Raw genomic sequence first — 26,079 nt, forward strand, 5'->3', positions numbered from 1 at the left:
CAGATTTTCACATACAATCCATCCTTAAAAAATTCCTGATTTTTAGAATTCTACTTCATTTGTTCACTCTCTCATCCTCAGATCACTCATCACTTTCTTTTTTATAAATTCTTTAGATATAAGAATGAATTAAGCTGTCTATACATATTAAAAGAGCTGCATAACTAACATGCAGCTCTCTTTTCGCATCATTTTTATATTCGCGCCTGTATCGCATTCCAGGCTGTATCTTTTCCAAGGCCCGTTTCTGAAGAGAACAAAATCACTTCATCTTCTTTAACCATATTGAGTGTTTCTTTCACGACTTTCAGATGCTTTTGCCATTTACCTTTTGGAATTTTATCCGCTTTTGTTGCGATAATGATACAAGGAATCTCATAATGTTTAAGAAAATCATACATCATCACATCATCCACAGATGGTTTATGACGCAGATCAATGATTAAAAGCATCGCACGTAAAGTCTCCCGTGACGTGATATATGTTTCTATCATCCTTCCCCAGGCTTCACGTTCAGATTTAGGTACTTTCGCATATCCATAACCCGGAACATCGACGAAAAATAATTGTTCATTAAGCTTATAAAAGTTCAATGTTTGTGTTTTACCTGGTTTAGATGATGTACGAGCCAACCCTTTCCGATTGAGCATTTTATTTATAAAAGAAGATTTTCCTACATTTGAACGCCCAGCAAGTGCAAATTCCGGAAATCCATCCTTTGGATATTGCTCCGGTTTAACAGCACTCATCACAATCTCTGCTTGAGTAATTTTCAACTTTCTCCACCTACCAATGCATGTTGCAGCACTTCATCAAGTTGTGATACAAATACGAATTCTAATTCTTCACGAACACTTTCCGGAATATCATCAATATCTCTCTCATTATCAATCGGACAAATGATTTTCTTCAATCCTGCCCGATGAGCACTCAATGATTTTTCCTTTAATCCACCAATCGGCAATACGCGGCCACGCAATGTTATTTCACCAGTCATCCCTACTTCCTTACGAATTGCTTTACCCGTAAGCGCTGAAATCAAGGCAGTAGCTATTGTAATACCTGCAGATGGACCATCTTTTGGGACAGCTCCTTCAGGAACATGAATATGAATATCATATTTCTCATAGAAATCCTTGTCAATGCCAAATTCTTCAGCCTTAGAGCGTACATAGCTAAATGCCGCCTGTGCTGATTCCTTCATGACATCGCCAAGCTTGCCCGTTAACTCAAGTTTGCCCTTACCTGGAGATAAAGAAACTTCAATTTGAAGTGTATCTCCACCAAATGTCGTATAGGCAAGTCCAGTTGCTACTCCAACCTGGTCTTCACGCTCTGCTTCTCCATATCGGAAATATGGCTTCCCAAGGAATTCAATTACAACTTTTTCATTGACAATTACTTTCTTTTTTTCACCTGATACAATAATCTTAGCTACTTTACGGCAAACTGCTGCCAGTTGTCTTTCCAACGTACGAACTCCAGCTTCTCTCGTATATTGCCTAATGATTTTGATGAGTGCTTCCTCTTTCATTTGGAGCTGGCTTTTTGTTAACCCATGGGCTTTAATTTGTTTAATCAACAGATGATCTTTAGCAATATGGAGTTTTTCAATTTCGGTATAACCGGAAAGATTAATAATCTCCATACGATCACGCAAAGGTGCTGGAATCGTTGATAAATCATTGGCTGTTGCAATAAACATCACATTGGATAAATCATAGGTTTCCTCAATATAGTGATCGCTGAACGTATGATTTTGCTCAGGGTCAAGTACTTCCAGCATAGCTGAAGAAGGATTTCCACGAAAATCATTGGACATCTTATCAATCTCATCCAATAAGAAAACTGGATTAATGGTTCCCGCTTTTTTCATCCCTTGAATAATACGTCCAGGCATAGCACCTACATATGTACGGCGATGTCCGCGGATTTCTGATTCATCCCGGACTCCTCCAAGTGAAACACGGACAAAATTTCGATTCAGAGATTTGGCAATGGATTTTGCCAAACTTGTTTTACCTACCCCAGGCGGTCCTGCCAAGCATAGAATTGGTCCTTTTAATGAATTAGTCAGCTTCTGAACAGCTAAATATTCAAGCACACGCTCTTTAACCTTTTCAAGACCATAATGATCTTTATCCAGAATGTTTTCAGCTTTTTTGATATTCAGGTCATCTTTTGTTTTATTAGACCATGGAATTACAACCAGCCATTCAATATAATTACGGATTACTGCACTCTCAGCAGAGGTCGCCGGAATTTTTTCATAACGATCCAGTTCCTTAAGAGCCGTCTCCATGACATGGGCAGGCATGCCTGATTCCTTAATCTTCTTAGCCAATTCGGCAATTTCAGCAGCCTTTCCTTCTTTATCACCCAGTTCTTTCTGAATTGCTTTCATTTGTTCACGTAGATAATATTCCTTTTGGGTGCGTTCCATTGACTTTTTAACCCGAAGACCAATCTTCTTCTCGAGATTCAAAACTTCTTTTTCATTATTGATTAAACTAATCACTTTGTTTAATCTTTCTTTTACATCAATCGTCTCGAGTATTTCTTGCTTGTCTTTTAATTTAATCGGCAAGTGGGAAGTTACGATATCAGCCAGTCTGCCCGGCTCTTCTATATCTTCAGTTGAATTATATGTTTCGGTTGTAACCTTTTTTGAGATTTTTATGTACTGTTCAAAGTAATTTAATAAAGTTCTCATTAAAGCTTCTGTTTCTGGATCTTTATCTATTGTATCCTCTATCATTTCCAGCTTCGCAGTGAGGAAATCACTATCATCCTCATAGGAAACCATTTTTGCTCTTGATAAACCTTCTACCAAAACACGAATTGTTCCATTCGGGAGTTTAAGCATTTGTTTTACTTTGGTGAGTGTACCCATTTCATACAAATCATCTTCACTAGGTTCATCTGTAGATGCTTCCTTTTGGGTTGTTAAAAATATCAAATGGTCATCTACCATCGCTTTCTCTAGCGCCTGAACAGATTTTTCCCTTCCAACATCCAGATGGAGAACCATCGTTGGGAAAACAAGCAATCCTCGAAGCGGTAGGAGGGGAACGTTTTTGTCCATAATGTTTGCCATTTGCTGCACCTCCAAGACATGCTAATATATGTATTGATCATAGTCTTTTACCAATTTTATCGTATTTACTTGTTTGTGTCTATTTGGGACGACAAACGAAACCTTGTTACTTTTCTTCCCTATTCCCAAGTGTACGTAACATCTTTTATATTAATTTTAAGATAACATTCTTTTCCTGAAAATATGCAATGTAGACGAAAAAAAGGCTCGCTCTATGCAAGCCTTTTAATATTGCTTCCTTAGCCGCTTTCCCTTTCGGATCGTGGCCTATTTTCGATAATAGTATCAATGGCAGTTGTACGATCAAATACTTGTTGAAATACTTCCTTTAGGTGCTTAACTGGTTTAATTTCAATGTTTTCAATTTGGTCTAGAAGAGCTTGTTTATTTTCTTCAGGTATTAGAACCACATCAGCCCCTGCTAATTTAGCTGCCGTCACTTTCGTAAACACACCGCCCACTGGTTTAACCTTCCCGTGAATACTAAGTTCTCCTGTCATCGCCACATTATTCTTTACCGGTATTTGATAAATAGCCGAGTAAATCCCAACGGCCATTGCGACACCTGCCGAGGGACCATCAATCGGTATCCCACCTGGAAAATTAACATGGATATCATATTTATCAGCTGGGACGCCAATTGTTCGTAGGACTGTCACGACATTTTCAATGGAACCCTTCGCCATACTTTTTCTTCTGATCGATTTACCAGCACTATTAATACTTTCTTCTTCTACAATACCTGTAATATTAACAGATCCTTTTTCTTCCGCATCAATAACCGTCACTTCAATTTCAAGTAGTACCCCTGTGCTTGGTCCAGTTACAGCAAGACCATTAACAACACCAATAGCAGATTCATTCGCAATAAATCTTTGATATCTTGGAGACATTTGGCTTGATTGAACAATCCACTCAATGTCTTCATCTTTAATATAATTTCTATTCTCTGTTATCGCTAAACCAGCAGCACTCTGAACCATATTCACAGCTTCTCGTCCATTGCCGGCAAAATTTCCTATAGTATTAAGCCCCTCCATACTGATATCTAAAGAAACACGTGTGGCAGCGTTCCTGGCAACCTGCTTCAATTCCTCTTGATTTAATTCACGAAAGAAAATCTCCAAGCATCTGGAGCGAATCGCGGGCGGAATTTCAGAAGGCGTTCTCGTTGTAGCACCGACAAGCCGAAAATCAGCAGGTAACCCATTTTGAAAAATTTCATGTATATGTTTAGGGATATTCGGATTCTCTTCATTATAATATGCACTTTCAAAATGAACTTTTCGATCTTCCAATACTTTCAATAATTTATTCATTTGTATATTGTGCAATTCTCCGATTTCATCAATAAATAAAATACCGCCATGTGCATTCGAGACTGCCCCCTGTTTAGGCTGGGGAATACCCGCCTGTCCCATCGCTCCAGCGCCTTGATAAATGGGATCATGAACAGAACCGATAAGTGGGTCAGCAATTCCTCTTTCATCGAACCTTGCTGTTGTAGCATCCAATTCAACAAACGTTGCAGTTTGCCTAAATGGGGATTTCAGGTTTGTTTTGGCTTCTTCCAATACCAGTCTCGCAGCAGCCGTTTTTCCAATTCCAGGCGGTCCATAAATTAATACATGCTGTGGGTTAGGACCACATAGTGCTGCTTTTAGTGCTTTAATCCCATTCTCTTGTCCAATAATATCTTCAAACCGTGCCGGTCTTACTTTTTCAGAAAGCGGTTCAGTCAATGAGATAGACTTCATCCGATGAAGCTGATCCATCTCCTTCTTCGCTTCCCTATCAATTGATACCTTCTGTACCCTTTGACCCTTCAACAAATTTAAAAAATACAATCCAATCACTATCCCAAAAAACAACTGGATAACGATAACCACACCCGTCCAACTCATATAAGAACCCTCCTGAAATCACTTCGTTGAGATACAAGCTAGTATCTCCCTAGAAAGGAAGGAATAAACACTAAAAAGCTGAAACGGCTCGACCAGAAGCGAGGAGCATAAGACAGGGGCTCGGAAGGATGCGTTCTTCCCTCCTGCAGAGATCATGCTTATGTCCTGAGCTTCTAGCCGTTGAAGCTGGATTACATAAAAAAGCTGAGACGACTGGTCAGCTCCGACAAGCATAAGAGGAGGCGCGCAGGGAGGCCCTTTTTCCTCCCGTAGCGGCTACACTTATGTCTCGAGGAGCTAGGAGTCGAAGCTGGATTGACTAAAAAAGCTGAAACGGCTGACTAAGGAACGAAGACTAATTTCGCCACGTCGTGTGGCAACATCTTCATGACCTACTTCCTGTAGGCCTGCGAGGAGCATAAGACAGAGGCTCGGAGGAAGAGTACTAAAGGATCAAAGGCTAAGAACGCCACATCGTGTGGCAACGTCTTTGTGACCAACATCCTGTTGCCCTCCGTAGAGGCTATGCTTATGTCCTGAGCTCCTAGGCCCTGAAGCTGGATTGATTAAAAAGCTGAGACGACTGGTCAGGAGCGACAAGCATAAGACGAAGACTCGGAGGGAGGGTTCTTCTCTCCCGCAGAGTATTTGCTTATGACTCGAGCTCCTAGGAGTCGAAGCTGGATTAAATAAAAAGCTGAGACGACTCATTCTTAGGAGTTTGGCCGGATTTTGAGAAAAGTTGGCTGGATTTACCGGAAGTTTGGCTGGATTAATGCATTTTTTGGCTGGATATCTAGCAGAATAGACTGGATTTACCGATTGTTTAGCATTTCCTCTATTCTAATTCCCAAACTTCATCAAAAAAAAGTGGCTGATCACAATGTGATCAGCCACTCTTTATATGTTATTTTTTATCAAGCAGATGTTTTCTTCTCTACCGTTTCAGTTGTTCCATCTGCAAGAATAATTTTAGGGGATTTGCCTTCTGTGATTACATCAGCTGTAATGATACATTTTTTAATATCATCACGTGATGGAAGTTCAAACATAACATCCAACATGATTCCCTCAATAATGGAACGCAAACCACGTGCACCTGTTTTACGCTCAATTGCTTTTTTGGAGATTTCCAACAATGCGTCATCCTCAAAATCAAGTTCCACGTCATCTAATTGGAGCATTTTTTGATATTGCTTCACAAGTGCATTTTTAGGTTTAGTAAGGATTTGAATTAATGCATCCTCATCTAATTGTTCAAGCGTTGCAATAACCGGCAAACGTCCGATAAATTCTGGAATCAATCCAAAGCGAAGCATGTCTTCAGGAAGAACTTTGACTAATAAGTTCTTATCAGTCACTTCTTCTTTAGCTGTACCTGATCCAAAACCGATAACTTTTTGGCCAAGACGGCGTTTAATGATAGGTTCAATTCCATCAAATGCGCCACCGCAAATAAATAGAATATTCGTTGTATCAATTTGGATAAACTCTTGATGTGGATGCTTTCTTCCACCTTGTGGCGGTACGCTTGCAACCGTACCTTCAAGAATTTTCAACAATGCCTGTTGTACACCTTCACCTGAAACATCTCTTGTAATGGAAGGATTTTCAGATTTACGTGCAATTTTATCAATTTCATCAATATAGATAATGCCTTTTTCAGCTTTCTCTACATCATAATCCGCAGCTTGAATTAGTTTGAGCAAGATATTTTCCACATCTTCTCCCACATAACCAGCTTCAGTCAATGAAGTAGCATCAGCTATAGCAAATGGTACATTTAACAATCTTGCTAAAGTTTGAGCAAGAAGCGTTTTCCCGCTTCCTGTAGGTCCAATTAGACAAATATTGGATTTAGATAATTCTACATCTTCAATTTTGCTATTGGAATTCACACGTTTATAGTGATTGTAAACAGCCACAGCCAAAGATTTCTTAGCGTCTTTTTGTCCAATTACATATTCATCTAGGATCTCTAAGATTTCCATTGGTTTTGGTATATCTTTTAACTCAACTTCTTCTTCAGTACCTAATTCTTCTTCCACAATTTCAGTGCATAGCTCTATGCACTCATCACATATATAAACACCTGGACCCGCTACGAGTTTTCGGACTTGTTCTTGAGTTTTTCCACAGAAAGAACACTTTAATTGCCCTTTCTCATCATTAAATTTAAACATAGTTTCACCCCTTGGTATTATGGACTCTATCATGAAATCTGCAATTCTCTACGGTCAGATTAACAAATGAAGGGTATGTAAGAATTGTAACACACATTGCCCCACTTAAGGTAAGAAAAAGGCCGTACTCATTTTCCAGACTAAATGTCACTTATGTATATGTACATAATATCCATTCTTGACTTCTTTCAACCCTAAAAATCAAAAATGGAAGAGTTTTAACCCCTATTTATTTAGTTAATCTACACTGAATTCATAAAAAAAGCAATTATGTATGTGCTAAAATATTTCGATTCGAAAAGTCGAATCTTCTGGAAATGCGGCCTTTTTATTATGTAAGTATAGTATGTATAAAACAAGGTACGATAAAATCGCACCTTGTTAAGTTAATCATTATGTTAATTATGCTTCTACAGTTTTGCTGTTTTCAACTAATACGTCGATTGCTTTTCTTACTAAAAGATCACCTTTAACACTTTCAGTACCGCCAAGTGCTTGAATAATCTGTTCAGCAGTTAAACCGTATTGCTCAGACATTGCTTGTACTTCTGTATTAATTTCTTCTTCAGTAACTTCGACATTTTCTGCTTTGCCAATTGCTTCAAGAGTTAAGTTGATGCGTACACGCTTTTCAGCTTCCTCTTTCATTTGCTCTTTAAGAGCATCTTTATCTTGGCCAGAGAATTGGAAGTACATATCAAGAGTCATACCTTGAGCTTGAAGGCGTTGTTCAAACTCTTGAATCATACGATCCGTTTCAGTTTCAACCATGGCAGCTGGAATTTCGATTTCTGCATTTTCTGCAGCTTTTTCGATAACAGTGTCTTTTACATGATGCTCTGCTTGATGTTTTTTAGATTCAACTAGACGAGTTTTGATTTTTTCTTTAAGAGCTTCTAATGTTTCAACTTCTTCATCCACATCTTTAGCAAATTCGTCATCTAATTCAGGAAGTTGTTTTGTTTTGATTTCATGAATTTTCACTTTGAATACTGCTGGTTTGCCTGCTAATTCTGCAGCATGGTATTCTTCAGGGAAATTAACTTCAACTTCTTTTTCTCCGCCGACTTCAAGACCAACCAATTGTTCTTCAAAACCTGGGATGAAAGAGTTAGAACCAAGTTCTAAAGAGTAATTATCTGCTTGTCCGCCTTCGAATGCTTCGCCATCAACGAATCCTTCAAAGTCTAAAACAACAGTATCACCTGTCTCAGCTTGTCCTTCTTCTTTAATTACAAGTTCAGCGTTGCGTTCTTGTAAAGTTTTGATCTCTTGGTCAATATCTTCATCAGTTACTTCAGTATCGATTTTTGTCACTTCAATACCTTTATATTCACCGAGTTTAACTTCTGGTTTAACTGTAACAGTTGCTTTAAAAATAAGTGCTTCGCCTTTTTCCATTTTCTCGATATCGATTTCTGGACGGTCAACTGGCTCGATTTTAGTTTCTTCGATCGCATTAGCGTATGCTTCTGGAAGAATAAAATCTAATGCATCTTGATAAAGAGATTCAACACCGAATTTCTTTTCAAATAATGCACGAGGCATTTTTCCTTTACGGAATCCTGGCACTTGTACTTGTTTAACCACTTTTTTGAATGCTGAATCTAAGCCTTCGTTCACTTTTTCAACCGGTACTTCAACAGTTAATACTCCGCTGTTACCTTCAAGCTTTTCCCATTTTGCAGACATGGTTTTCCCTCCACTATATATATTCCTAATAATCGTTTTCTCTTAACACGATATTATGTGCAACCAGATTTATTGATTTTAGGTAGTACAGCCTTACTGTACCTATGCATATTGCAACCACTATATTATAACATAGGTTTCCTACGTTTCAAGACTTGGACCCTCAAATAACAGGGAAAGTCATCCTCTCTAAATTCCGTATTTCTTCTATTATTGTATTTACACTCGAATTGGGTTCCTTCATTTGTATGCCATAAGCCTCTGAGACTATTCGAAAATAGGCCTCTGACCAATCCCTCAGATTGGTTATGTTCATTGGGTAAAGCAAAATATTATGCCTTTTGACCATTTCTACCGCTTGCTCAAACATAATTGGATTATTATTTTCCAATCTTTCGCTTAGTTCCTTATGTATTTCCGACAAAAAAAGCGTTTGTTCTATACTTGGTAAATCCATAACGTTCACTGTTAGGGTTTGCCCGAATTTATCCACCTCAACGACCCTATCAACTTCCTGCTCTATTAATAATGTTAAAGCAAAGGTTTTTAAAAATGGATGTTTTTCCTCTATTAGAAATTGGCAAAGCAATCCTACCCATGGTCTAATGTTTTGGCCTGAAAGTGAAGACAGCATAAAAAATTGCTCTTCTTCTGTTCCATTTTCAAGGATATTGGTCAGTTCCTCTTCTTGGATTAGAGTTGTTTCATCATCAGGTTCTTTATACCCTTGTTCTTGCACACCGCTCTGCTCTACAATCCGTTTACTCATGGCCAACAGATGCTCTAACGATTCTACCTTACCCACAGGTACTTGATCTTCCTCGAGCAATGCTTCCACAACGGAAATAATCTCGCGGTGTTCATTCAACTGGAGGAGTATCATTAAATAGATATTGATGACATGAAAATATTCGCCAATTCCATTTCCCATCATCTTTTTCACAATGGCTTTTGCATCTTGATAATTACCCAGCTGTACAAGTGACAGCGCTAAACCAATGTTGATATCTTCATCGTCCGGTTCTAAATCATAAGCCTGTCCAAAAAATTCACGGGCATGTTTAAACTTTTTTTCCTCCATGGCTTGCATCCCTTTTTTCAGGAGTAATTGTGCCAGGTTGGGGAAAGGAATCACCTTTTCATTCTTTGCTTGAATCTTTGTGTTCTTCATAACAAACCGCCTTGATTTTTGAATTGATTGTCGTTAGTTTAGCATGCATTTACATGAAAAACAAAACATTCCCATATAACAGCTTTCCATCATCCATTTGAAAAATACAGAAAGCAGGCATAGACCTTTTACCCTTGGTCTATGCCTGTTTCCTTTCTTCATATTGATTAATTTCCTCACTATATTGCAGTGTTAAGGAAATTTCATCCCAACCATTAATCAGCATATTCTTCCAGTATGGGTGTATATCGAATCTGGCTATGACTTCTTCCTGCGCCCTTAATTCTTGATTAGGCACATCAACCGTCAAATCCATAACTGTTTCCCGTCGTATCAATTCCTTAAGAGAACTCAAAATTTCTTTTTCTAATGTAATAGGTAAGATTCCATTTTGAAGGCAGTTTTGGTGAAAAATATCTGCGAATGATGAAGCTATAATTACTTTAAATCCATAATCTCCAAGTGCCCATGGTGCGTGTTCGCGAGAGGACCCGCATCCGAAATTATCACCTGCGACTAAAAAGGTTGCCCCTTTCGTCTCAGCTTGATTTAGCTCAAAATCCTCTCGCTCTGTCCCATCTGCCTTAAATCGCCAATCAAAAAACACATACTTACCAAAGCCGGTACGCTCAATCCGTTTCAGAAACTGCTTAGGGATTATTTGGTCTGTATCAACATGATCACGATCGAGAATGACGGGTTTACCTGTGTATACTGCCATCTTTTCCAAACTAATGACCTCCATTTCCAAGAATCATCGCTGTTTCCCGGACATCGACAAATTTTCCGTAAATCGCCGCGGCTGCAGCCATACGAGGAGATACTAAATGCGTTCTTGCCCCACTGCCCTGTCTTCCTTCAAAATTCCGGTTTGATGTGGAAGCACAATGTTCACCTGCCGGCACAACATCTGGGTTCATGCTTAAACACATGCTGCATCCCGCTTCTCTCCATTCAAATCCCGCCTCTTTGAAAATGGTATCCAACCCTTCTTCCTCAGCTTTTTTCTTAACGGCCTGTGAACCTGGTACCACCATTGCTCTAATTCCTGCAACAACTGTTTTGCCATCAATCACCTCAGCCGCTTCCCTTAAATCCTCTATTCTGGAATTCGTGCAGGAACCGATGAATACGTGCTGAACAGGGATATCTGTGATTGCTTGCCCTTCTTTTAGTCCCATATATTCAAGTGCACGCTGTAAAGTTCTAGCTGCTGTCGGCTCCATTAAAGTTGAATCTGGAATATTCCCGGTTACTGGACTGCACATTCCTGGATTTGTCCCCCAACTGACCATCGGAGAAATATCTTCTCCATTTATGTAGATTATTTTGTCATATGCTGCATCTTCATCACTGGCTAACTCTGACCAACGCTTACAATAGACTGCAAATTCCTCCGGCTTTGGTGCATATTTACGCCCCTTCATATAAGAAAAAGTTGTTTCATCCGGACTGACCAAACCTGCACGTGCACCGCCTTCTATTGACATATTACACATGGTCATTCGCTCTTCCATCGACATATTTCGCACGACTTCTCCCGCATATTCCAAGATATATCCATTGCCAAAATGAGTACTATTTTGCGAGATGATGTAGAGTATGACATCTTTTGCAGTGACACCTTTATGGAGTTTGCCGTTTATTTCAATTTTCATTGTTTTTGGTTTGTTTTGCCAAATCGTTTGTGTCGCCAAGACATGCTCCACTTCACTTGTACCAATTCCAAATGCCAAGGCACCAAATGCGCCATGGGTAGATGTATGGCTATCGCCACATACAATCGTTTTCCCCGGCCACGTCAAGCCTAAATCAGGCCCAATGACATGAACGATTCCCTGATCTTCACTGTCCAGCCCAGCTAAAGGGACAGCAAACTCCTCGCAATTTTTTTCAAGAGCTGTCATTTGCCTTTTTGCCACCTCATCTGTAATGACATAGCGATTAACCGTGGGGACATTGTGATCCATTGTTGCGAAGGTTAAATCGGGCCTGCGTACCTTTCTTTTTTTAAGGCGAAGACCCTCGAAGGCTTGGGGAGATGTCACTTCATGCACAAGATGCAGATCGATGTATAATAAATCTGGTTTCCCCGCCTCCTTGTGAACTATATGATTTTCCCAGATTTTATCCACTATCGATTTACCCACATAGATCCCTCCTTATTTTAATGATTACTTTTCTTATTACTCCATTACGCGTACGCTCCCATAATGTGAAAAATAGCGTCCTTCTGCAAAATTTCTTCCTTAATAGCTTTAGCCATTTCCGTTGTTGACAATGCTTTACTGTCACCTGATATATCCATGGTATATTTACCGGAGTCCAATACATTTTTCACTGCTTGCTCTACCATACTTGCCTCCTTTTCCATCTGGAAGGAATGACGAAGCATCGATGCAGCAGACAGGATCATGCCAATGGGATTAGCTTGATTAAGACCTGTAATATCTGGGGCAGAGCCATGAATCGGTTCATATAGATGCAGACCATTTTCAGAAAGGCTTGCAGAAGGTAGCATTCCAAGCGATCCTGTTAATACACTTGCCTCATCACTCAAAATATCCCCAAACATATTCTCGGTCACAATAATATCAAACTGCCTTGGATTACGGATAAGCTGCATCGCCGCATTGTCTACCAGCATATGTTCAAGACCCACTTCCGGATATCCGCTTGCTACTTCCTCAGCTACCTCTCTCCACATTCGGCTTGATTCTAATACATTTGCTTTATCAACAGATGTCACTTTCCCTTTTCGTTCCTTTGCCAATTCAAAAGATAGTGTAATAATCCTTTTTACTTCTTCTCGTTCGTAATATAGGGTATCAATCGCATATTCCATGCCATCATGATAGTTACGCTCACTCGGTTTCCCAAAATATAAACCGCCTGTCAGTTCTCTCACAATTATAAAATCTGTCTCCTCAATGATTTCTTTCTTCAATGGTGAAGCTTCCTGGATGCTGGCATAATAACTAACAGGACGCATATTTGCGTATAAATTTAACTCTTTCCTAATCTTTAATAACCCTTGTTCTGGACGCATCTCCGGTGGATTATGATCCCATTTTGGACCTCCGACAGCGCCAAGCAGCACGGCATCATTCCGTTTGCAAAGTTCGATCGTTTTGTCTGCAAGAGGCGTTTCCTCCGTATCAATGGCCGAACCTCCAATATGCCCATATTCATAGGTGAATTCATGTCCGAATCGTTCACCAATAGCGTTGAGGATTTCGAGGGCTCCTATCATAATTTCCGGTCCAATTCCGTCACCCGGCAATACAGCAATGTTCTTTTTCATTATCGAAATCCTCCTTATTGATTAATTCGTTATGACCATTGATTGATGTTCTTCCGTTAAGATCACACGGTTAACAGCATTTAAATAGGCTTTAGCTGACGCTTCCAAAACATCCTGGGCTAATCCACGCCCGCTCGTTTCTACTCCCTGATAGATAATCTTTACATATACTTGTGCCAACGCATCTCTTCCGCCGCCAACCGATTGAATGCGGTAATCCTGGAGCTTAACCGACTTTTGAATGCAACGCTCGAGCGTATTATATAAGGCTTCAATACTTCCGGCTCCAGTAGAAGCCTCTTGAATCCTGTCATTGTTTATTCCTGACAATGTAACGGTAGCAGTTGGAATCTGGTGGGTGCCATATTGAACCTGGATAGAGATTAATTCGTAATAGCTATCTTCTTTCGTTACTTTCTCTTCTAAAACTAATGCGGCGATATCATCATCTGTCATTTCCTTTTTACGATCTGCCAGGTCTTTGAAAACTTTGAAAAGCTGATTAACTTCTTCATTAGATACATGGAAACCCAACTCCTCTAACTTTGTACGGAAGGCATGGCGGCCCGAATGTTTGCCAAGCACCATGGAGTTAGAGCTTAATCCGACTAATTCCGGTTCAATAATCTCATATGTTGTTTTTTCTTTTAAAACACCATCCTGGTGAATGCCAGATTCATGCGCAAAAGCATTTTTTCCAATAACGGCTTTATTTGGCGGAATCACCATCCCTGTCAGCTTACTGACCAGTTCACTTGTACGTTTGATTTCTCCAAGTACAAGACCTGTTTCTGCCTGATAAAAGTCCCTTCTTGTATATAAACCAAGTGCGATTTCTTCAAGAGCTGTGTTTCCGGCTCGTTCACCAATTCCGTTAATGGTACCTTCAATCTGAGTAGCTCCTGCCAGAATCGCTGCCATCGAATTGGCAGTTGCTAATCCCAAATCATCATGGCAATGGGCAGATAATGTGACTTTTTGAATAGAGGGTACATGTTGCATCAAATAGCGGAAAACATCACCATATTCTTTTGGTGTGATATAACCGACCGTATCCGGAATATTAATAATTTGCGCTCCAGCTTTGATGGCTTCTTCCACAATCCGAGCCAAGAAAGGAAGTTCTGTACGGCACGCATCTTCAGCTGACCATTGAATAACAGGGAAATACTTCGCCGCATAGCGAATCGATGCTACGGCAGCTTCCACCACTTGGTCCTCTGTCATTTTCAGCTTATACTTCCTGTGTATAGGTGAGGTTGCGAGAAAAACATGTACCCTTGGATCGGCAGTATGCTTTAACGCTCCCCAAGCTGCATCAATATCACTTTCCACAGATCTTGCCAGGCCTGTTACCGTTGCATTTTTAACTAAGTCAGCAATTTTCTTAACAGATTCGAAATCACCTGGAGAGGCCGCAGGAAATCCAGCTTCAATGATATCGACCCCCAGCTTCTCCAGCTGCTTGGCTATTTCCAGCTTTTCAGTTAAATTCAATGTGACTCCGGCAGATTGCTCTCCATCGCGCAATGTCGTATCAAAAATGTTAATTTTTCGCACTGCCGACCACTTCTTTCTGTTTCTTTTTTTGCTGCTGAATGAATGGCATCATTTGACGAAGCTCTCTGCCAACTTGTTCAATTGGATGCTCCTTTTCCTGAGCTTGTGTTGCGTTGAATACCGGTCTGTTCACTTGATTTTCAAGCAGCCACCCTTTGGCAAATGTACCATTCTGGATTTCTTTTAATACTTGCTTCATTTCTTCTTTAACTGCAGGACCTACTATGCGTGGGCCTGATACAAAATCTCCCCACTGAGCTGTATCGGAAATAGAATAGCGCATTCCTTCCATTCCGCCTTCATACATGAGATCAACAATTAATTTCAGTTCGTGCAAACATTCAAAATAAGCAAGTTCAGGCTGGTAGCCTGCTTCAGTCAATGTTTCAAACCCTGCTTTAACCAAAGACGTTAAACCGCCGCAAAGAACTGCCTGTTCACCGAATAAATCTGTCTCTGTTTCTTCTTTAAAGGTTGTTTCAAGTGCCCCTGCCCTTAGTGCCCCAATTCCTTTAGCGTAAGCTAATGCCACCTCAGTTGCTTCACCTGATACATCCTGGTAGATGGCAAACAGTGCCGGAACGCCAGCCCCCTGTTCAAATGTCCTTCTTACTAAATGACCCGGCCCTTTTGGTGCCACGAGAGATACATCTACGAATGTTGGGGGAACAATTTGATGATAATGAACGTTAAAACCATGAGCGAACATAAGCGTGTGGCCTTCCCGCAAGACTGGTTCAATTTCTGCTTTATATACTTTTGTTTGATGTTCATCCGGTAAAAGAATCATGATTACATCCGCTTCTTCACTTGCTTCCTTTACGGATTTAACATCAAAACCATCCTCCACGGCCTGATTCCAAGACTTACCCTTACGTAGTCCAATGACTACTTCCACACCGCTTTCCCGTAAATTCTGTGCATGCGCATGTCCCTGTGAGCCATATCCAATAACTGCTACCTTTTTATTCGATAACGCTGCTTCATTCGCCTCATTTTGATAGTACATTTTAGCCATAATTGTTCTCTCCCTTACCTTTTTATTTAAACAATTGAATAATTCTTTGTTCCCTGGTTGCCCATTTGCGTGGAGCGAGCAAAAGCGGTCGTGCCGGTTCTTGCCAATTCCTTTATTCCATATGGCTTGATTAATTCGATAAAGGCCTCAATTTTATTCGATTCACCAGTTATTTGGATAACGAGGCTCTCCTTTCCAATATCAATAACGGAAGCTCTAAAAGGTTCAATAAGTGAATATATTTCACTTCTCAATTGTGGGCTGGCTGTTACTTTAACCAATGCCAGCTCCCTTGCCACTACGGATTGATCCGTTATATCCTGTACCTTAATTACTTCAATTTGTTTATTTAATTGTTTGGTAATTTGTTCAGCAATTTGTACAGATTCAACATTGACGACACAGGTTATTCGCGCCCTGTCTTCCACTTCCGAGTGTCCAACTGTAATACTCTCGATGTTATAATTCCGTTTTGTGAATAAATTGGTAATCCGGTTAAGGACCCCCGGTCTGTTTATAACGGTTAAAGTGATAATTCTCTTCAATTTTTCTTCACCCCCACCATTTCATTACTCCCTTTCCCGGGTGCAATCATTGGGTATACATTTTCTTCAGGTTCCACAAATATATTGATGAGAACAGGAGTATCTTTACTGAATTCATCACGGAATACCGCCTCCGCTTCTTCGTCCGTTCGCACATCATATCCTTTTATTCCATAAGCCTCGGCCAGCTTGGCGAATGATGGCTGAGACCGAAAAACACTTGCTGAGTAACGCGACTCATAAAAAATTTCCTGCCATTGGCGAACCATTCCGAGAGATCCATTATTAATAATGATAATTTTCACTGGTAAGTTCAGTTCAGCTATAACGGCAAGCTCCTGAATCGACATTTGTATGCCCCCATCACCGTTAATGGAGATAACCAAATTATCCGGTTCTGCAATTTGGGCACCTATCGCAGCTGGCAAGCCAAAGCCCATCGTACCAAGTCCGCCGGAGGTTACCCATGCATTCGGGCGTTTAAATGGATAATACTGAGCAGCCCACATTTGATGCTGCCCCACATCCGTTGTCACGATCGCATCCCCTTTACTCATTTCATATATCATTTCCATGACTCTCTGTGGTTTCAGGTACTGACTGTTCCCTTTATCGTAATAGTAGGGTGCACTCTCCAGCCATGTCCGAACTTGCTTCCTCCACTCCTCATTATCAGACCTTTTGCCCTTCTGCTTGACTAATTGTTTGAGAGCGTGCCCGGCATCTCCTACAACCGGAATAGCGGTTGGGACATTTTTACCTATTTCTGCCGGATCTATATCAATATGGGCAACCATTGCATATGGGGCAAATTTCGATAGATTTCCTGTTAACCGATCATCAAATCTGGCACCCATATTGATTAATAAGTCACTTTCATACAAAGCCATATTAGCTGCGTAGATACCGTGCATTCCTCCCATTCCGATATAGAGAGGATGATCCGGAGGAAAACTTCCAAGACCAAGCAATGTATGAACGACTGGGATTTGCTGTTGCTCTGCGTATTCCAGTAAATACGGCGAAGCTTTCGCATGAAGAATTCCTGCACCTGCCAGAATAACCGGTTTTTTTGAAGAGCTGACAGCTTCTACAAGTCTTCTAATTTGTAAATAATTTGGTTCATACTTTGGCTGATAGCCTGGCAAATGGATTGTTTCAGGTTCCTCCTCTATTGCAACGAGCTGAGCCATATCTTTCGGGATGTCGATGAGGACTGGTCCCGGCCTTCCTGTAGAAGCTATATGAAAGGCTTCCTTCACCACTTTTGGGATATCTGCTGTATTTCGAATTTGATAATTATGCTTTGTAATCGGAGTTGTAATCCCTAAAATATCCGCTTCCTGAAAAGCATCTGTTCCAATTACTCCTGTACCAACCTGACCGGTGAAGACGACTAAAGGCAAGGAATCCATCATCGCATCTGCAAGACCTGTAACAATATTGGTTGCTCCAGGACCAGAAGTCGCAATAACCACGCCAGGCTTCCCACTTATCCTGGCATATCCTTCAGCCGCATAAATGGCACCTTGTTCATGCCTTGGCAATACGTGCTGCATTTCCGCCTTATAAAGCGCATCATAAATGGGTAAAACAGCACCACCTGGATATCCAAACAGAACCTCCACTCCTTGCTTTTCCAGGGCATTAACCAACATCTCGGCTCCGCTGATTTTCATTTCAGTTTGTTTCTTTTTCTTCTCAGCAAGAGCTGTTTTCTCCAACATGGAATCTACCTCCCGTTTAGTGATAGGCTCATTTGCCAGGTTCATTTTTTTATAAAAATAAAAAAGCCTCTTCATCACATACGTTCCCAATTGAAACGCAGGGATGAAAAGACTTGTTTTCCTTTCCATGGTACCACCCTAATTCATGATCACACTTTCGTATCATGCACTCTTTACATTTTGATAACGGGTTGATCAATTAACCCGGTCTGCATTACTGAAGGGTTTCATACAGACACTCAAAGGGGAGTTCATAATTGGAAACAGCACCGATTCTCAGCACCACCGGCTCTCTGTACCTGTTCAACCCAATTATTACTTATCCTTATCATCGATTATTTTTATTTAGTTCGATAAAAATCCAATTAATGGTCGTTTTGTTATCTTATTGAAACCTATAATACGACCTTCCGAACACATAGTCAACTGATTTTTCTAAATTATTAGACTATTTAGTTAATTTAACAAGTTGTATACGCTTTCATTATTTTAAACAAGCAGTTTTCCTGTTTTATTTTTTTGGTGAGCATGGTCATTTGTTTGTATACCTAAAGTGCCACGTTAAAAGAATTGGTTCTAACTCCGCCGGAATCATTTAAACCACATAAAATAAGCTCCCCAGACTGTAGAGAAAGTCCTTATTTTAATCCTCTTCAAGGCGCTGACTATCCACTACTTTCTCAGTGTACTCAAAGTCAAAACCATCAGACATTCATCGTCATGTGTGGGAGACTATGTGAAGGAAGCTGAATACCTTCGCCACACGGAGGAGAATAAACTCATAATGACCGAGAAAATCTATGCAAAGGCTGGAAAAGACCCCCTTTTCGTCGCCTTTGAGTTACCTTTGGACCACCTATGACCGGGTTAAGCCGAGGGAAAGGCGTAGCAAAGGCTGGGGAAATTCCCTATTCCCCGCCTTTGAGTTACCTTTGGACCACCTATGACCGGGTTAAGCCGGGGGAAAGGCGTAGCAAAGGCCGGGGAAATTCCCTATTCTCCGCCTATGAGTTACCTTTGGACCACCTATGACCGGGTTAAGCCGGGGGAAAGGCGTAGCAAAGGTTGGGGAAGACCCTTATTCCCCGCCTATGAGTTCCATGCAGGTGATGCTTACTTTCGCTGTCACGAACTTAAAGAAGATGTCCATTTGGACTGGGAAAGTCCAAATGGCCTAAAACAGATGCGGATGGGTCTATTCCTCGAGAAAAAGCCACAAAAAGAAGGAATTCAGTAATTGGCCTCTATTAGGCCAATTTGAATTCCTTTTGTCTATAATCTGAGGAGCTAAAGAGCTTCCCGTTTAATTTAATAACTTTTGATGTCAATGTTTTAGTTCTATTTACTGTTATTTTGATCGTCCTCCATGCGAAGAAACTTATGATTAATTGTCACAGGCTCCTTTCAGCTTATGAACTCTGGATATTTTTATACTGGCTTTCATACATTTCATTATAACGGCCATTATGACGCAATAATTCTTCATGCGTCCCACTTTCCTTTATCTGTCCATCATCGATTACCATAATCGTATCTGCTTCACGAATCGTACTTAGCCTATGTGCAATCACGAAACTGGTACGTCCATTCATCACTTTACGCATTGCATTCTGGATAGCAAGTTCTGTTCGTGTATCGACACTGCTGGTTGCTTCATCCAAAATCAAGATAGCCGGATTCTTCAATATTGCCCGGGCAATAGCTAGCAGCTGCCTGTTCCCATGGCTCAAATTAGCTCCATTTTCTGAAAGTATAGTCTCATAGCCATTTGGCAGTCTCGTAATAAAATAATGAGCATTTGCTGTTTTGGCAGCTATGACCATTTCTTCATCGCTAGCATCCAACCGACCATACTTAATATTTTCTTTAATGCTTCCCGTAAACAAATACGTATCCTGTAATACAATCCCAAATGTATCTCTTAAGCTCTCCCTTGTATAATCACGAATATCTACTCCATCGATTAAGATACTTCCTTCAGATACCTCATAAAACCGAGTTAAGAGATTCGTTATGGTCGTTTTCCCTGCGCCAGTTGGCCCCACTAGTGCATTGTGGCTGCCCGCTTTTGCATCAAAACTGATATTTTTTAAGATGAGGTGATTCGCGTCATATCCAAATGAAACATTCTTAAATGTTACATTACCTACTGAATGCAGGAGGGGAACCGCATGCTCACGGTCTTTTGTTTCTTCATTCTCATCAATCACCTGAAAAACACGTTCAGCGCCTGCCACGGCCGACTGAAATACATTAAATATATTTGCCAAATCATTTAACGGTCTTGTAAACTGTCTTGAATAACTGACAAAACTAGCAATCACCCCTACTGTTACAGTCTCATTTACGGCCAATACACCACCCACAATCGCAATCGCAGCGATCCCCAAATTATTAATGGCATTCATTAAGGGCATTAAATACCCCGACCAAATTTGCGCCTTCCTTCCCGATTCAAACAGATTTTCATTAATTGACTCAAAGGTCTCGACGACTTGATTTTCCCGGTTAAATGCTTTAATAATCAACGTTCCGGATATCGACTCTTCTATATGTCCGTTTAATCTGCCTAAATGTTTTTGCTGCTCCCGAAATAAAACACGCGTCCGTTTAGCTATCATTTTCGTTAAAATATACATAAATGGAACCGTAATGCATGCCGCCACAGTCAGTACAGGGCTTAATGTAAGCATCATAATGAATGAGCCTGTTATAGTGATTACTCCACCCATCAGCTGCGTTGTGGATTGTGAGATACTGCTTGAAACATTATCGATATCGTTGGTTACTCTGCTCATCATATCCCCATGGGCATGTGAATCAAAATAACCGATTGGCAATTTAAGCAGTTTATGAAATAACTTACTGCGGAGCCCTTGCACAACCCGCTGCGAAACCCTGGCCATCATCCAACCCTGAAAAAGAATCGATATCCCGTCTGTTATGTAAACCGCTGCTAATATGAGGATCATGATATGCAAAAGATTCAGATCAATTGGTTCTGCTGCAATTATATCCACGGTCTTTCCGATCCAATAAGGCACAAATAGGCTGATGAATGAACTAATGACAACAAAAGCAAAGATGATCCAAAGATTTTTCTTTTCGGTCCCAAAAAATCCCCATATTCGTTTTAAAGTTCCCGAAAAATCCTTAGGTTTTTGCACAGGAGCAAAACGTCCCGCACCGTGGCCATGGCCTCTTCCTCCGGCTTTTGGCATTGCAGACTCTGAAGGCCTGCTTCCATTTTCCATTTTATTTGCCATGGCTAATCTTCTCCTCACCTATTTGTGATCGTATAATCTCTTGATAAACGGCATTATGATTCCTTAGCTCTTCATGATCACCAATTCCAACGATTTTCCCATTATCCATAATGATGATTTTGTCCGCATCCATAACAGAAGTGATTCTTTGGGCAATTAAAAATATAATCGAACCGTGTGTTCTTTCCTTAAGTGATACCTTCAATTGTTGTTCTGTGACTGCATCCAGCGCGCTGGTTGAATCGTCCAAAATTAATACGGAGGATTTTTTCAACAAGGCCCTTGCAATCGATAGTCTTTGTTTTTGGCCACCGGATAGGTTGATTCCCCCCTGACCAAGATGTGTATCATATCCATCTGGTAAAGCCACTATGAACGAATGGGCACATGCAGCCTTAGCGGCCTGAACCACCTCTTCCATACTGGCATCCCCCTTACCCCAAAGAATATTTTCTTTAATCGTCCCTGTAAATAATACCGATTTCTGCGGCACATATGCGACAGACTCTCTCAATATTGCCGGGTCGATTGTTTGAATATTTACTCCATCCATATAAATGGTACCTTTTGATGGCTCATACAAACGCGGGATCAAATTAACCAAACTACTCTTTCCTGAACCTGTTGACCCAATAATCCCCACTGTTTCTCCAGGTTTCACTTTAAAAGTAACATCTTTGACTACATAATCTTCTGTCCCAAAGTATGAAAAGCTGACTTGATTAAAAAAGATGCCTTCTTTATGGTCAGCTTTTTCTTTTGTATCCGGATTTTTTGGAAGCTCTTCCGTATTAAATACTTCTCCAATTCTTCCGGCTGACACCCTTGCGCGTACAAAGAAATTGAATATCATTGAAATCATGGATAAAGAAAACAATATTTGAGTCATATAATTCACATAGGCAACAATTTGTCCAACCTGCATTTGACCATTATTAATATTCCAACCGCCTACTAAAAGGACGAGCACGATTCCAAAATTCACTGTTAACATGATCCCTGGATTAAAAACAGACATGACCCGATTCGCTTTAATAGAAGTAGCTGCCAAATCATCATTACGTTCTTCAAATCGCTCTTTCTCAAACTGAGAGCGATTAAAGGCTCTAATGACACGAATGCCGGATAAGTATTCTCTCATCACTCCGTTCAGTCGATCCGTCACTTTTTGTACTCGGATAAAGAAAGGAAAACTGAGTTTCAGATTCAGCATTATGATTCCAGCAACAATCGGAATAATAATTAATAGAATCCAAGAAATAGAGGCATTTAAACGGACTGCCATGATAATGCTCCCTATACAGATTAATGGTGCCTTCACCATAATTCTCATCAATCCGTTCACAAATACTTGTACTTGTGTTACATCATTTGTGAGCCTGGTGACAAGAGTTGCCGCTTCAAAACGGTTCATTTGCACTAATTTTAGAGATTGAATCTTTTTATATAAATCAGAGCGTAGTTCGGCTCCCATCTTTTGCGAAATATTACTGGAGATAATATTCCTGCTTATTGCTCCCAATGCACCTATAGCAGTAACAAGCAACATGACTCCGCCCATATCCAATACATATGAAAGGTCTTTATTTGCCACACCCTTATCTATCATCGTTGCGAGTATTGTAGGCAGAAGCAAATCACAGATGGCTTCAACCATTAAAAATAAAATTGCAACCGTAAATAAAACCCCGTATTTCTTAATATATTTTCGTAAATACCCCATACCCTCACCTTTTTCGTATACCGACATATGACTACATCCTTATTTTGCTAAAACCTTTTCAATCATACAAGCAAAAAGCCCAATTTACCTAACTTTTAAAAAAGCAGTATAAGAGCTTTTTAAAAGGATAGATAAAAAAACACACGGAGTTTCCATATCGGAATCCCGTGTGTTTACGTAATTTACATATTTGATTTCTTTAGATAGAGATATACCGGGTAGCCTAGTGCTGTTATGGCTAATCCGATTAGAGAATATAAGGTATCGGTAAAGACCGTACATACCAATATATACACTCCACCAATGATTCCGACAAGCGGAACTAATGGATAGAAAGGAACCCGATAAGTCGGAACTAGATCCTTACGCTTTTTACGAAGGATGAAAACCCCGTAAATGGCCATCACAAAGAAAATCCATGTAGCGAATAAGGCCAGAGTAGACAGGGTATTAAACGATCCTGACAAAATATAAATAATTGATAAAACCACTTCAAAAATAAAGACATTAATCGGTGTACTTGTACGACTTTCAACACGTCCCATAACATGATGGAACGGGAAAATCTTATTTTGTGCCATTGCAAATGGAACTCGGACACCTGTCATCAAATATCCATTCAATGTACCAAATATAGAGACCAGAATTCCTATCGAGATAATCGCAGAACCGCCGCTTCCAAAAAGAATAAGGGCAGCATCTGTAGCTACTTTATCTGTCGAAACTATTTCCTGAACAGACAAGACGGAGAAAAAGGCTATATTTATTAGGACGTAAGCTGCAATGATAATCATGATTCCAAACAAAATAGAGCGTGGTAAGTCACGCTGAGGATTTTTCATTTCTCCAGCCATATTCCCAACACTCACCCAGCCTTCATAGGCAAACAATGTACCCAATATCGCAGCACCAAAACTGGTTAATGTAAAACTGTGAACCGCCTCTCCCGTAAAGAGGGTCGCTGTTTCTTTCCCCATTCCATGAATGATCCCAAACGCAATAATGGCGATAATCGGAATCATTTTAGCTATCGTAGAAATGAACTGAATCCTGCCTCCAAGTTTAGTTGAGATGATATTTAGTGCGGCCACAAATACTAAAATACCAATCGCTAACCATTTTTGCTGTTGGTCTGTCATAGGCATAAAGTACGTTGCTTGTGTGGCAAAAATGATGGACAGCGCAGCCAAAATGCCTGGTATATAGATTAACGCTTGAACCCACCCAAATAGGAAAGCAACTTTTTCTCCATAAAGCTCCTTCAAATAAGCGAATACCCCACCTGTCTCTGGGATAGCTGATCCAATCTCAGCCAAAGTCAGAGCAGCTGCCAGGGTAATCAAACCTCCAAGTAGCCAAGCTATAATAGCTGCAACTGGAGATCCTGCGCTTTCCAATACTGGAGTAGCTTTAAAAAATATACCTGATCCAATTACAACCCCAACTACAATAGTAAGGGCTTCTTTCAAACCAATCTCTTTCTTTAAAACAGCTCCCGCTGCATACATGTTCTTCTTTTGATGTTTTGGCATGGCATAATTTTTCCTCTCAAATTAAGTTCTCCATTTCACATATTCAAAATGTTATCTGAAAGAGAGAAGTTATTCAAGAGAATATTAGCGAATTGATAATATTAATATAACAAAAATCCAAATACTTTCAGTTAAGAACCTAAATTATTCTATATTATAAAATTTATAACAATTATAACCAATTATCCATCTCCTTCTATTTACTATTTTATAATATTATTTACCAGAAAAAGAGAGCTTACTGCATACCTTTTATAACAGAATCTGCCCAATATATGGATTATCATACATACACAAATACTGCGTTCGATGACTGATTTGCTGATCAATTTAACAGTCCTAAATAAAACTGCAACAGATAACTTCCATTAATTACAAAAAAGGGCCCTCTTCCCTTCGAAAACGTTTATAATAAAGTTGAATATCAAATAGGAGGTTAGTATCATGAAAAAACCAGTATATGTCATCACAGGTGGATCAGGCGGAATGGGGAAAGCAACTGCTGAATTAGTTGGCAGGAAAGGGACTGTCCTTTTAGCAGATGTTTCAAATGAACGCTTACTTCAGACAAAAGAAGAATTATCCACAAAAGGAATCACAGATGTACATATCCAAACTGTTGATATTACTTCCAGGGAAAACGTTGCTGCTTTAGCAGAGAAATCTGCTGAACTTGGCACATTAAAAGGATTGGTACATACAGCTGGACTATCTCCTACAATGGCAGATTCCAGACGTATTACAGAAGTTAACCTAGTGGGAACAGGTATTGTTTTAGAGGCTTTCCTTCCACTTGCTACAGAGGGAACAGCTGTCGTTTGCATCTCCTCCATGAGTGGTTATATGGCTCCTCGCCAAGGTCCTTATGACGAAGTGTTAAAGCAGCCATTAGCTGAAAATGTGGTGGAAACGATGGAGCAGTTTGCTCAAGGGAATCCAGGAGCTGCATACACTTTATCGAAATTAGGTGTACAATTAATTGTTGAAGAACAGGCATGGATATGGGGAGAAAAAGGAGCACGTATAACATCATTATCTCCAGGTACAATCAATACTCCAATGGGCCGTCAGGAAGCTTCTAAACAAGCAGAAATGAAAAAGATGCTTGAGATTACACCTTTACGTCGTGAAGGAGAAGCCAAAGAGATTGCTACAGCAGTAGAATTTTTACTCAGCGATGCAGCATCTTATATCACAGGAATCGACTTACGTGTAGACGGTGGTACAGTAGCAAATCTTGCAAAACAAAAATTAACGTCAACTTCAAAATAGCATCATAATGTTCATACTTAATAAAAGATAAGAGCCTCTGTTACACTCATCGAGACGTAACAAGGCTCTTTTTACATGACCAATC

At 40.1% G+C, this 26,079-nt stretch carries 18 protein-coding genes and 1 other annotated feature; of the genes, 2 read left to right on the forward strand and 16 right to left on the reverse strand.

Annotated elements, in window-relative coordinates; all coding sequences use genetic code 11:
* Positions 1-194: 194 nt before the first annotated feature.
* The 13 genes from yihA to ilvB all read right to left on the reverse strand — a co-directional run bounded on the left by yihA (position 195) and on the right by ilvB (position 18,201).
* Positions 195-776: a ribosome biogenesis GTP-binding protein YihA/YsxC gene (yihA, locus tag AC4G3L_RS05825; RefSeq protein ID WP_491076027.1), complete on the reverse strand. Its 582-nt coding sequence runs from the start codon at positions 774-776 to the stop codon at positions 195-197.
* Entirely contained in the window at positions 773-3,097 is a 2,325-nt protein-coding gene (gene lon / locus AC4G3L_RS05830) for an endopeptidase La (protein ID WP_491076028.1), read from the reverse strand. The genes yihA and lon overlap by 4 nt, the downstream gene beginning before the upstream one ends.
* 239 nt (positions 3,098-3,336) lie before the next feature.
* Complete coding sequence (gene lonB, locus AC4G3L_RS05835) at positions 3,337-5,001, reverse strand: ATP-dependent protease LonB (protein WP_491076029.1); 1,665 nt, start codon at positions 4,999-5,001, stop codon at positions 3,337-3,339.
* 917 nt (positions 5,002-5,918) lie between these two features.
* Positions 5,919-7,184: an ATP-dependent protease ATP-binding subunit ClpX gene (clpX, locus tag AC4G3L_RS05840; RefSeq protein ID WP_491076030.1), complete on the reverse strand. Its 1,266-nt coding sequence runs from the start codon at positions 7,182-7,184 to the stop codon at positions 5,919-5,921.
* Between the two features lie 402 nt (positions 7,185-7,586).
* The gene (tig, locus tag AC4G3L_RS05845; protein ID WP_491076031.1) at positions 7,587-8,876 is read right to left on the reverse strand and encodes a trigger factor; all 1,290 of its coding nucleotides are present in this window, start codon (positions 8,874-8,876) and stop codon (positions 7,587-7,589) included.
* 163 nt (positions 8,877-9,039) lie between these two features.
* On the reverse strand, positions 9,040-10,047 hold the full coding sequence (locus AC4G3L_RS05850) for a tetratricopeptide repeat protein (protein ID WP_491076032.1): 1,008 nt from the start codon (positions 10,045-10,047) through the stop codon (positions 9,040-9,042).
* A 139-nt stretch (positions 10,048-10,186) separates the two neighbouring features.
* Entirely contained in the window at positions 10,187-10,777 is a 591-nt protein-coding gene (gene leuD, locus AC4G3L_RS05855; protein WP_491076033.1) for a 3-isopropylmalate dehydratase small subunit, read from the reverse strand.
* 1 nt (position 10,778) lies between these two features.
* On the reverse strand, positions 10,779-12,197 hold the full coding sequence (gene leuC / locus AC4G3L_RS05860; RefSeq protein WP_491076034.1) for a 3-isopropylmalate dehydratase large subunit: 1,419 nt from the start codon (positions 12,195-12,197) through the stop codon (positions 10,779-10,781).
* A gap of 44 nt (positions 12,198-12,241) precedes the next feature.
* Positions 12,242-13,351 carry a 3-isopropylmalate dehydrogenase gene (gene leuB / locus AC4G3L_RS05865; protein WP_491076035.1) on the reverse strand — a complete coding sequence of 370 codons (1,110 nt, stop codon included), beginning with the start codon at positions 13,349-13,351 and terminating at the stop codon, positions 12,242-12,244.
* Positions 13,352-13,372: 21 nt separating this feature from the next.
* Complete coding sequence (locus tag AC4G3L_RS05870; protein WP_491076036.1) at positions 13,373-14,911, reverse strand: 2-isopropylmalate synthase; 1,539 nt, start codon at positions 14,909-14,911, stop codon at positions 13,373-13,375.
* Positions 14,898-16,064, reverse strand: a complete 1,167-nt coding sequence (ilvC, locus tag AC4G3L_RS05875) for a ketol-acid reductoisomerase (RefSeq protein WP_491076244.1) — start codon at positions 16,062-16,064, stop codon at positions 14,898-14,900. Before ilvC ends, AC4G3L_RS05870 begins: the two co-directional genes overlap by 14 nt.
* Positions 15,956-16,474: an acetolactate synthase small subunit gene (gene ilvN / locus AC4G3L_RS05880; RefSeq protein WP_491076037.1), complete on the reverse strand. Its 519-nt coding sequence runs from the start codon at positions 16,472-16,474 to the stop codon at positions 15,956-15,958. The genes ilvC and ilvN overlap by 109 nt, the downstream gene beginning before the upstream one ends.
* Positions 16,471-18,201 carry an acetolactate synthase large subunit gene (gene ilvB, locus AC4G3L_RS05885; RefSeq protein WP_491076245.1) on the reverse strand — a complete coding sequence of 577 codons (1,731 nt, stop codon included), beginning with the start codon at positions 18,199-18,201 and terminating at the stop codon, positions 16,471-16,473. Before ilvB ends, ilvN begins: the two co-directional genes overlap by 4 nt.
* A 96-nt stretch (positions 18,202-18,297) precedes the next feature.
* Positions 18,298-18,542, reverse strand: a binding site (T-box leader).
* A gap of 602 nt (positions 18,543-19,144) precedes the next feature.
* On the opposite strand from ilvB, the gene AC4G3L_RS05890 reads away from it, so the two are divergent.
* On the forward strand, positions 19,145-19,438 hold the full coding sequence (locus AC4G3L_RS05890) for a hypothetical protein (protein ID WP_491076038.1): 294 nt from the start codon (positions 19,145-19,147) through the stop codon (positions 19,436-19,438).
* Positions 19,439-19,610: 172 nt separating this feature from the next.
* Here the strand turns inward: AC4G3L_RS05890 and AC4G3L_RS05895 are convergent, their stop codons facing one another.
* The 3 genes from AC4G3L_RS05895 to AC4G3L_RS05905 form a co-directional block, all read right to left on the reverse strand.
* Positions 19,611-21,467, reverse strand: coding sequence for an ABC transporter ATP-binding protein (locus tag AC4G3L_RS05895; RefSeq protein WP_491076039.1), 1,857 nt, complete (start codon positions 21,465-21,467; stop codon positions 19,611-19,613).
* Positions 21,457-23,190 (reverse strand): ABC transporter ATP-binding protein, encoded by a 1,734-nt coding sequence (locus AC4G3L_RS05900; protein ID WP_491076246.1) that lies wholly within the window; start codon positions 23,188-23,190, stop codon positions 21,457-21,459. The genes AC4G3L_RS05895 and AC4G3L_RS05900 overlap by 11 nt, the downstream gene beginning before the upstream one ends.
* A 182-nt stretch (positions 23,191-23,372) precedes the next feature.
* The gene (locus AC4G3L_RS05905; protein ID WP_491076040.1) at positions 23,373-24,722 is read right to left on the reverse strand and encodes an APC family permease; all 1,350 of its coding nucleotides are present in this window, start codon (positions 24,720-24,722) and stop codon (positions 23,373-23,375) included.
* 444 nt (positions 24,723-25,166) lie between these two features.
* Here AC4G3L_RS05905 and AC4G3L_RS05910 point away from each other — a divergent pair, with 444 nt between their 5' ends.
* Entirely contained in the window at positions 25,167-25,994 is an 828-nt protein-coding gene (locus AC4G3L_RS05910) for an SDR family oxidoreductase (RefSeq protein ID WP_491076041.1), read from the forward strand.
* Positions 25,995-26,079: the final 85 nt, after the last annotated feature.

The organism is Bacillus sp. z33 (assembly GCF_058313615.1).

Excerpts from the sequence above, each read along its gene's own strand:
- ilvB (WP_491076245.1), bottom strand. The coding sequence starts at position 18,201 with ATGTTGGAGAAAACAGCTCTTGCTGAGAAGAAAAAGAAACAAACTGAA.
- lon (WP_491076028.1), bottom strand. The coding sequence starts at position 3,097 with ATGGCAAACATTATGGACAAAAACGTTCCCCTCCTACCGCTTCGAGGA.
- tig (WP_491076031.1), bottom strand. The coding sequence starts at position 8,876 with ATGTCTGCAAAATGGGAAAAGCTTGAAGGTAACAGCGGAGTATTAACT.
- AC4G3L_RS05905 (WP_491076040.1), bottom strand. The coding sequence starts at position 24,722 with ATGCCAAAACATCAAAAGAAGAACATGTATGCAGCGGGAGCTGTTTTA.
- AC4G3L_RS05900 (WP_491076246.1), bottom strand. The coding sequence starts at position 23,190 with ATGGGGTATTTACGAAAATATATTAAGAAATACGGGGTTTTATTTACG.
- AC4G3L_RS05910 (WP_491076041.1), top strand. The coding sequence starts at position 25,167 with ATGAAAAAACCAGTATATGTCATCACAGGTGGATCAGGCGGAATGGGG.
- AC4G3L_RS05850 (WP_491076032.1), bottom strand. The coding sequence starts at position 10,047 with ATGAAGAACACAAAGATTCAAGCAAAGAATGAAAAGGTGATTCCTTTC.
- AC4G3L_RS05890 (WP_491076038.1), top strand. The coding sequence starts at position 19,145 with ATGACCGGGTTAAGCCGGGGGAAAGGCGTAGCAAAGGCCGGGGAAATT.
- clpX (WP_491076030.1), bottom strand. The coding sequence starts at position 7,184 with ATGTTTAAATTTAATGATGAGAAAGGGCAATTAAAGTGTTCTTTCTGT.
- lonB (WP_491076029.1), bottom strand. The coding sequence starts at position 5,001 with ATGAGTTGGACGGGTGTGGTTATCGTTATCCAGTTGTTTTTTGGGATA.
- leuB (WP_491076035.1), bottom strand. The coding sequence starts at position 13,351 with ATGAAAAAGAACATTGCTGTATTGCCGGGTGACGGAATTGGACCGGAA.
- AC4G3L_RS05895 (WP_491076039.1), bottom strand. The coding sequence starts at position 21,467 with ATGGCAAATAAAATGGAAAATGGAAGCAGGCCTTCAGAGTCTGCAATG.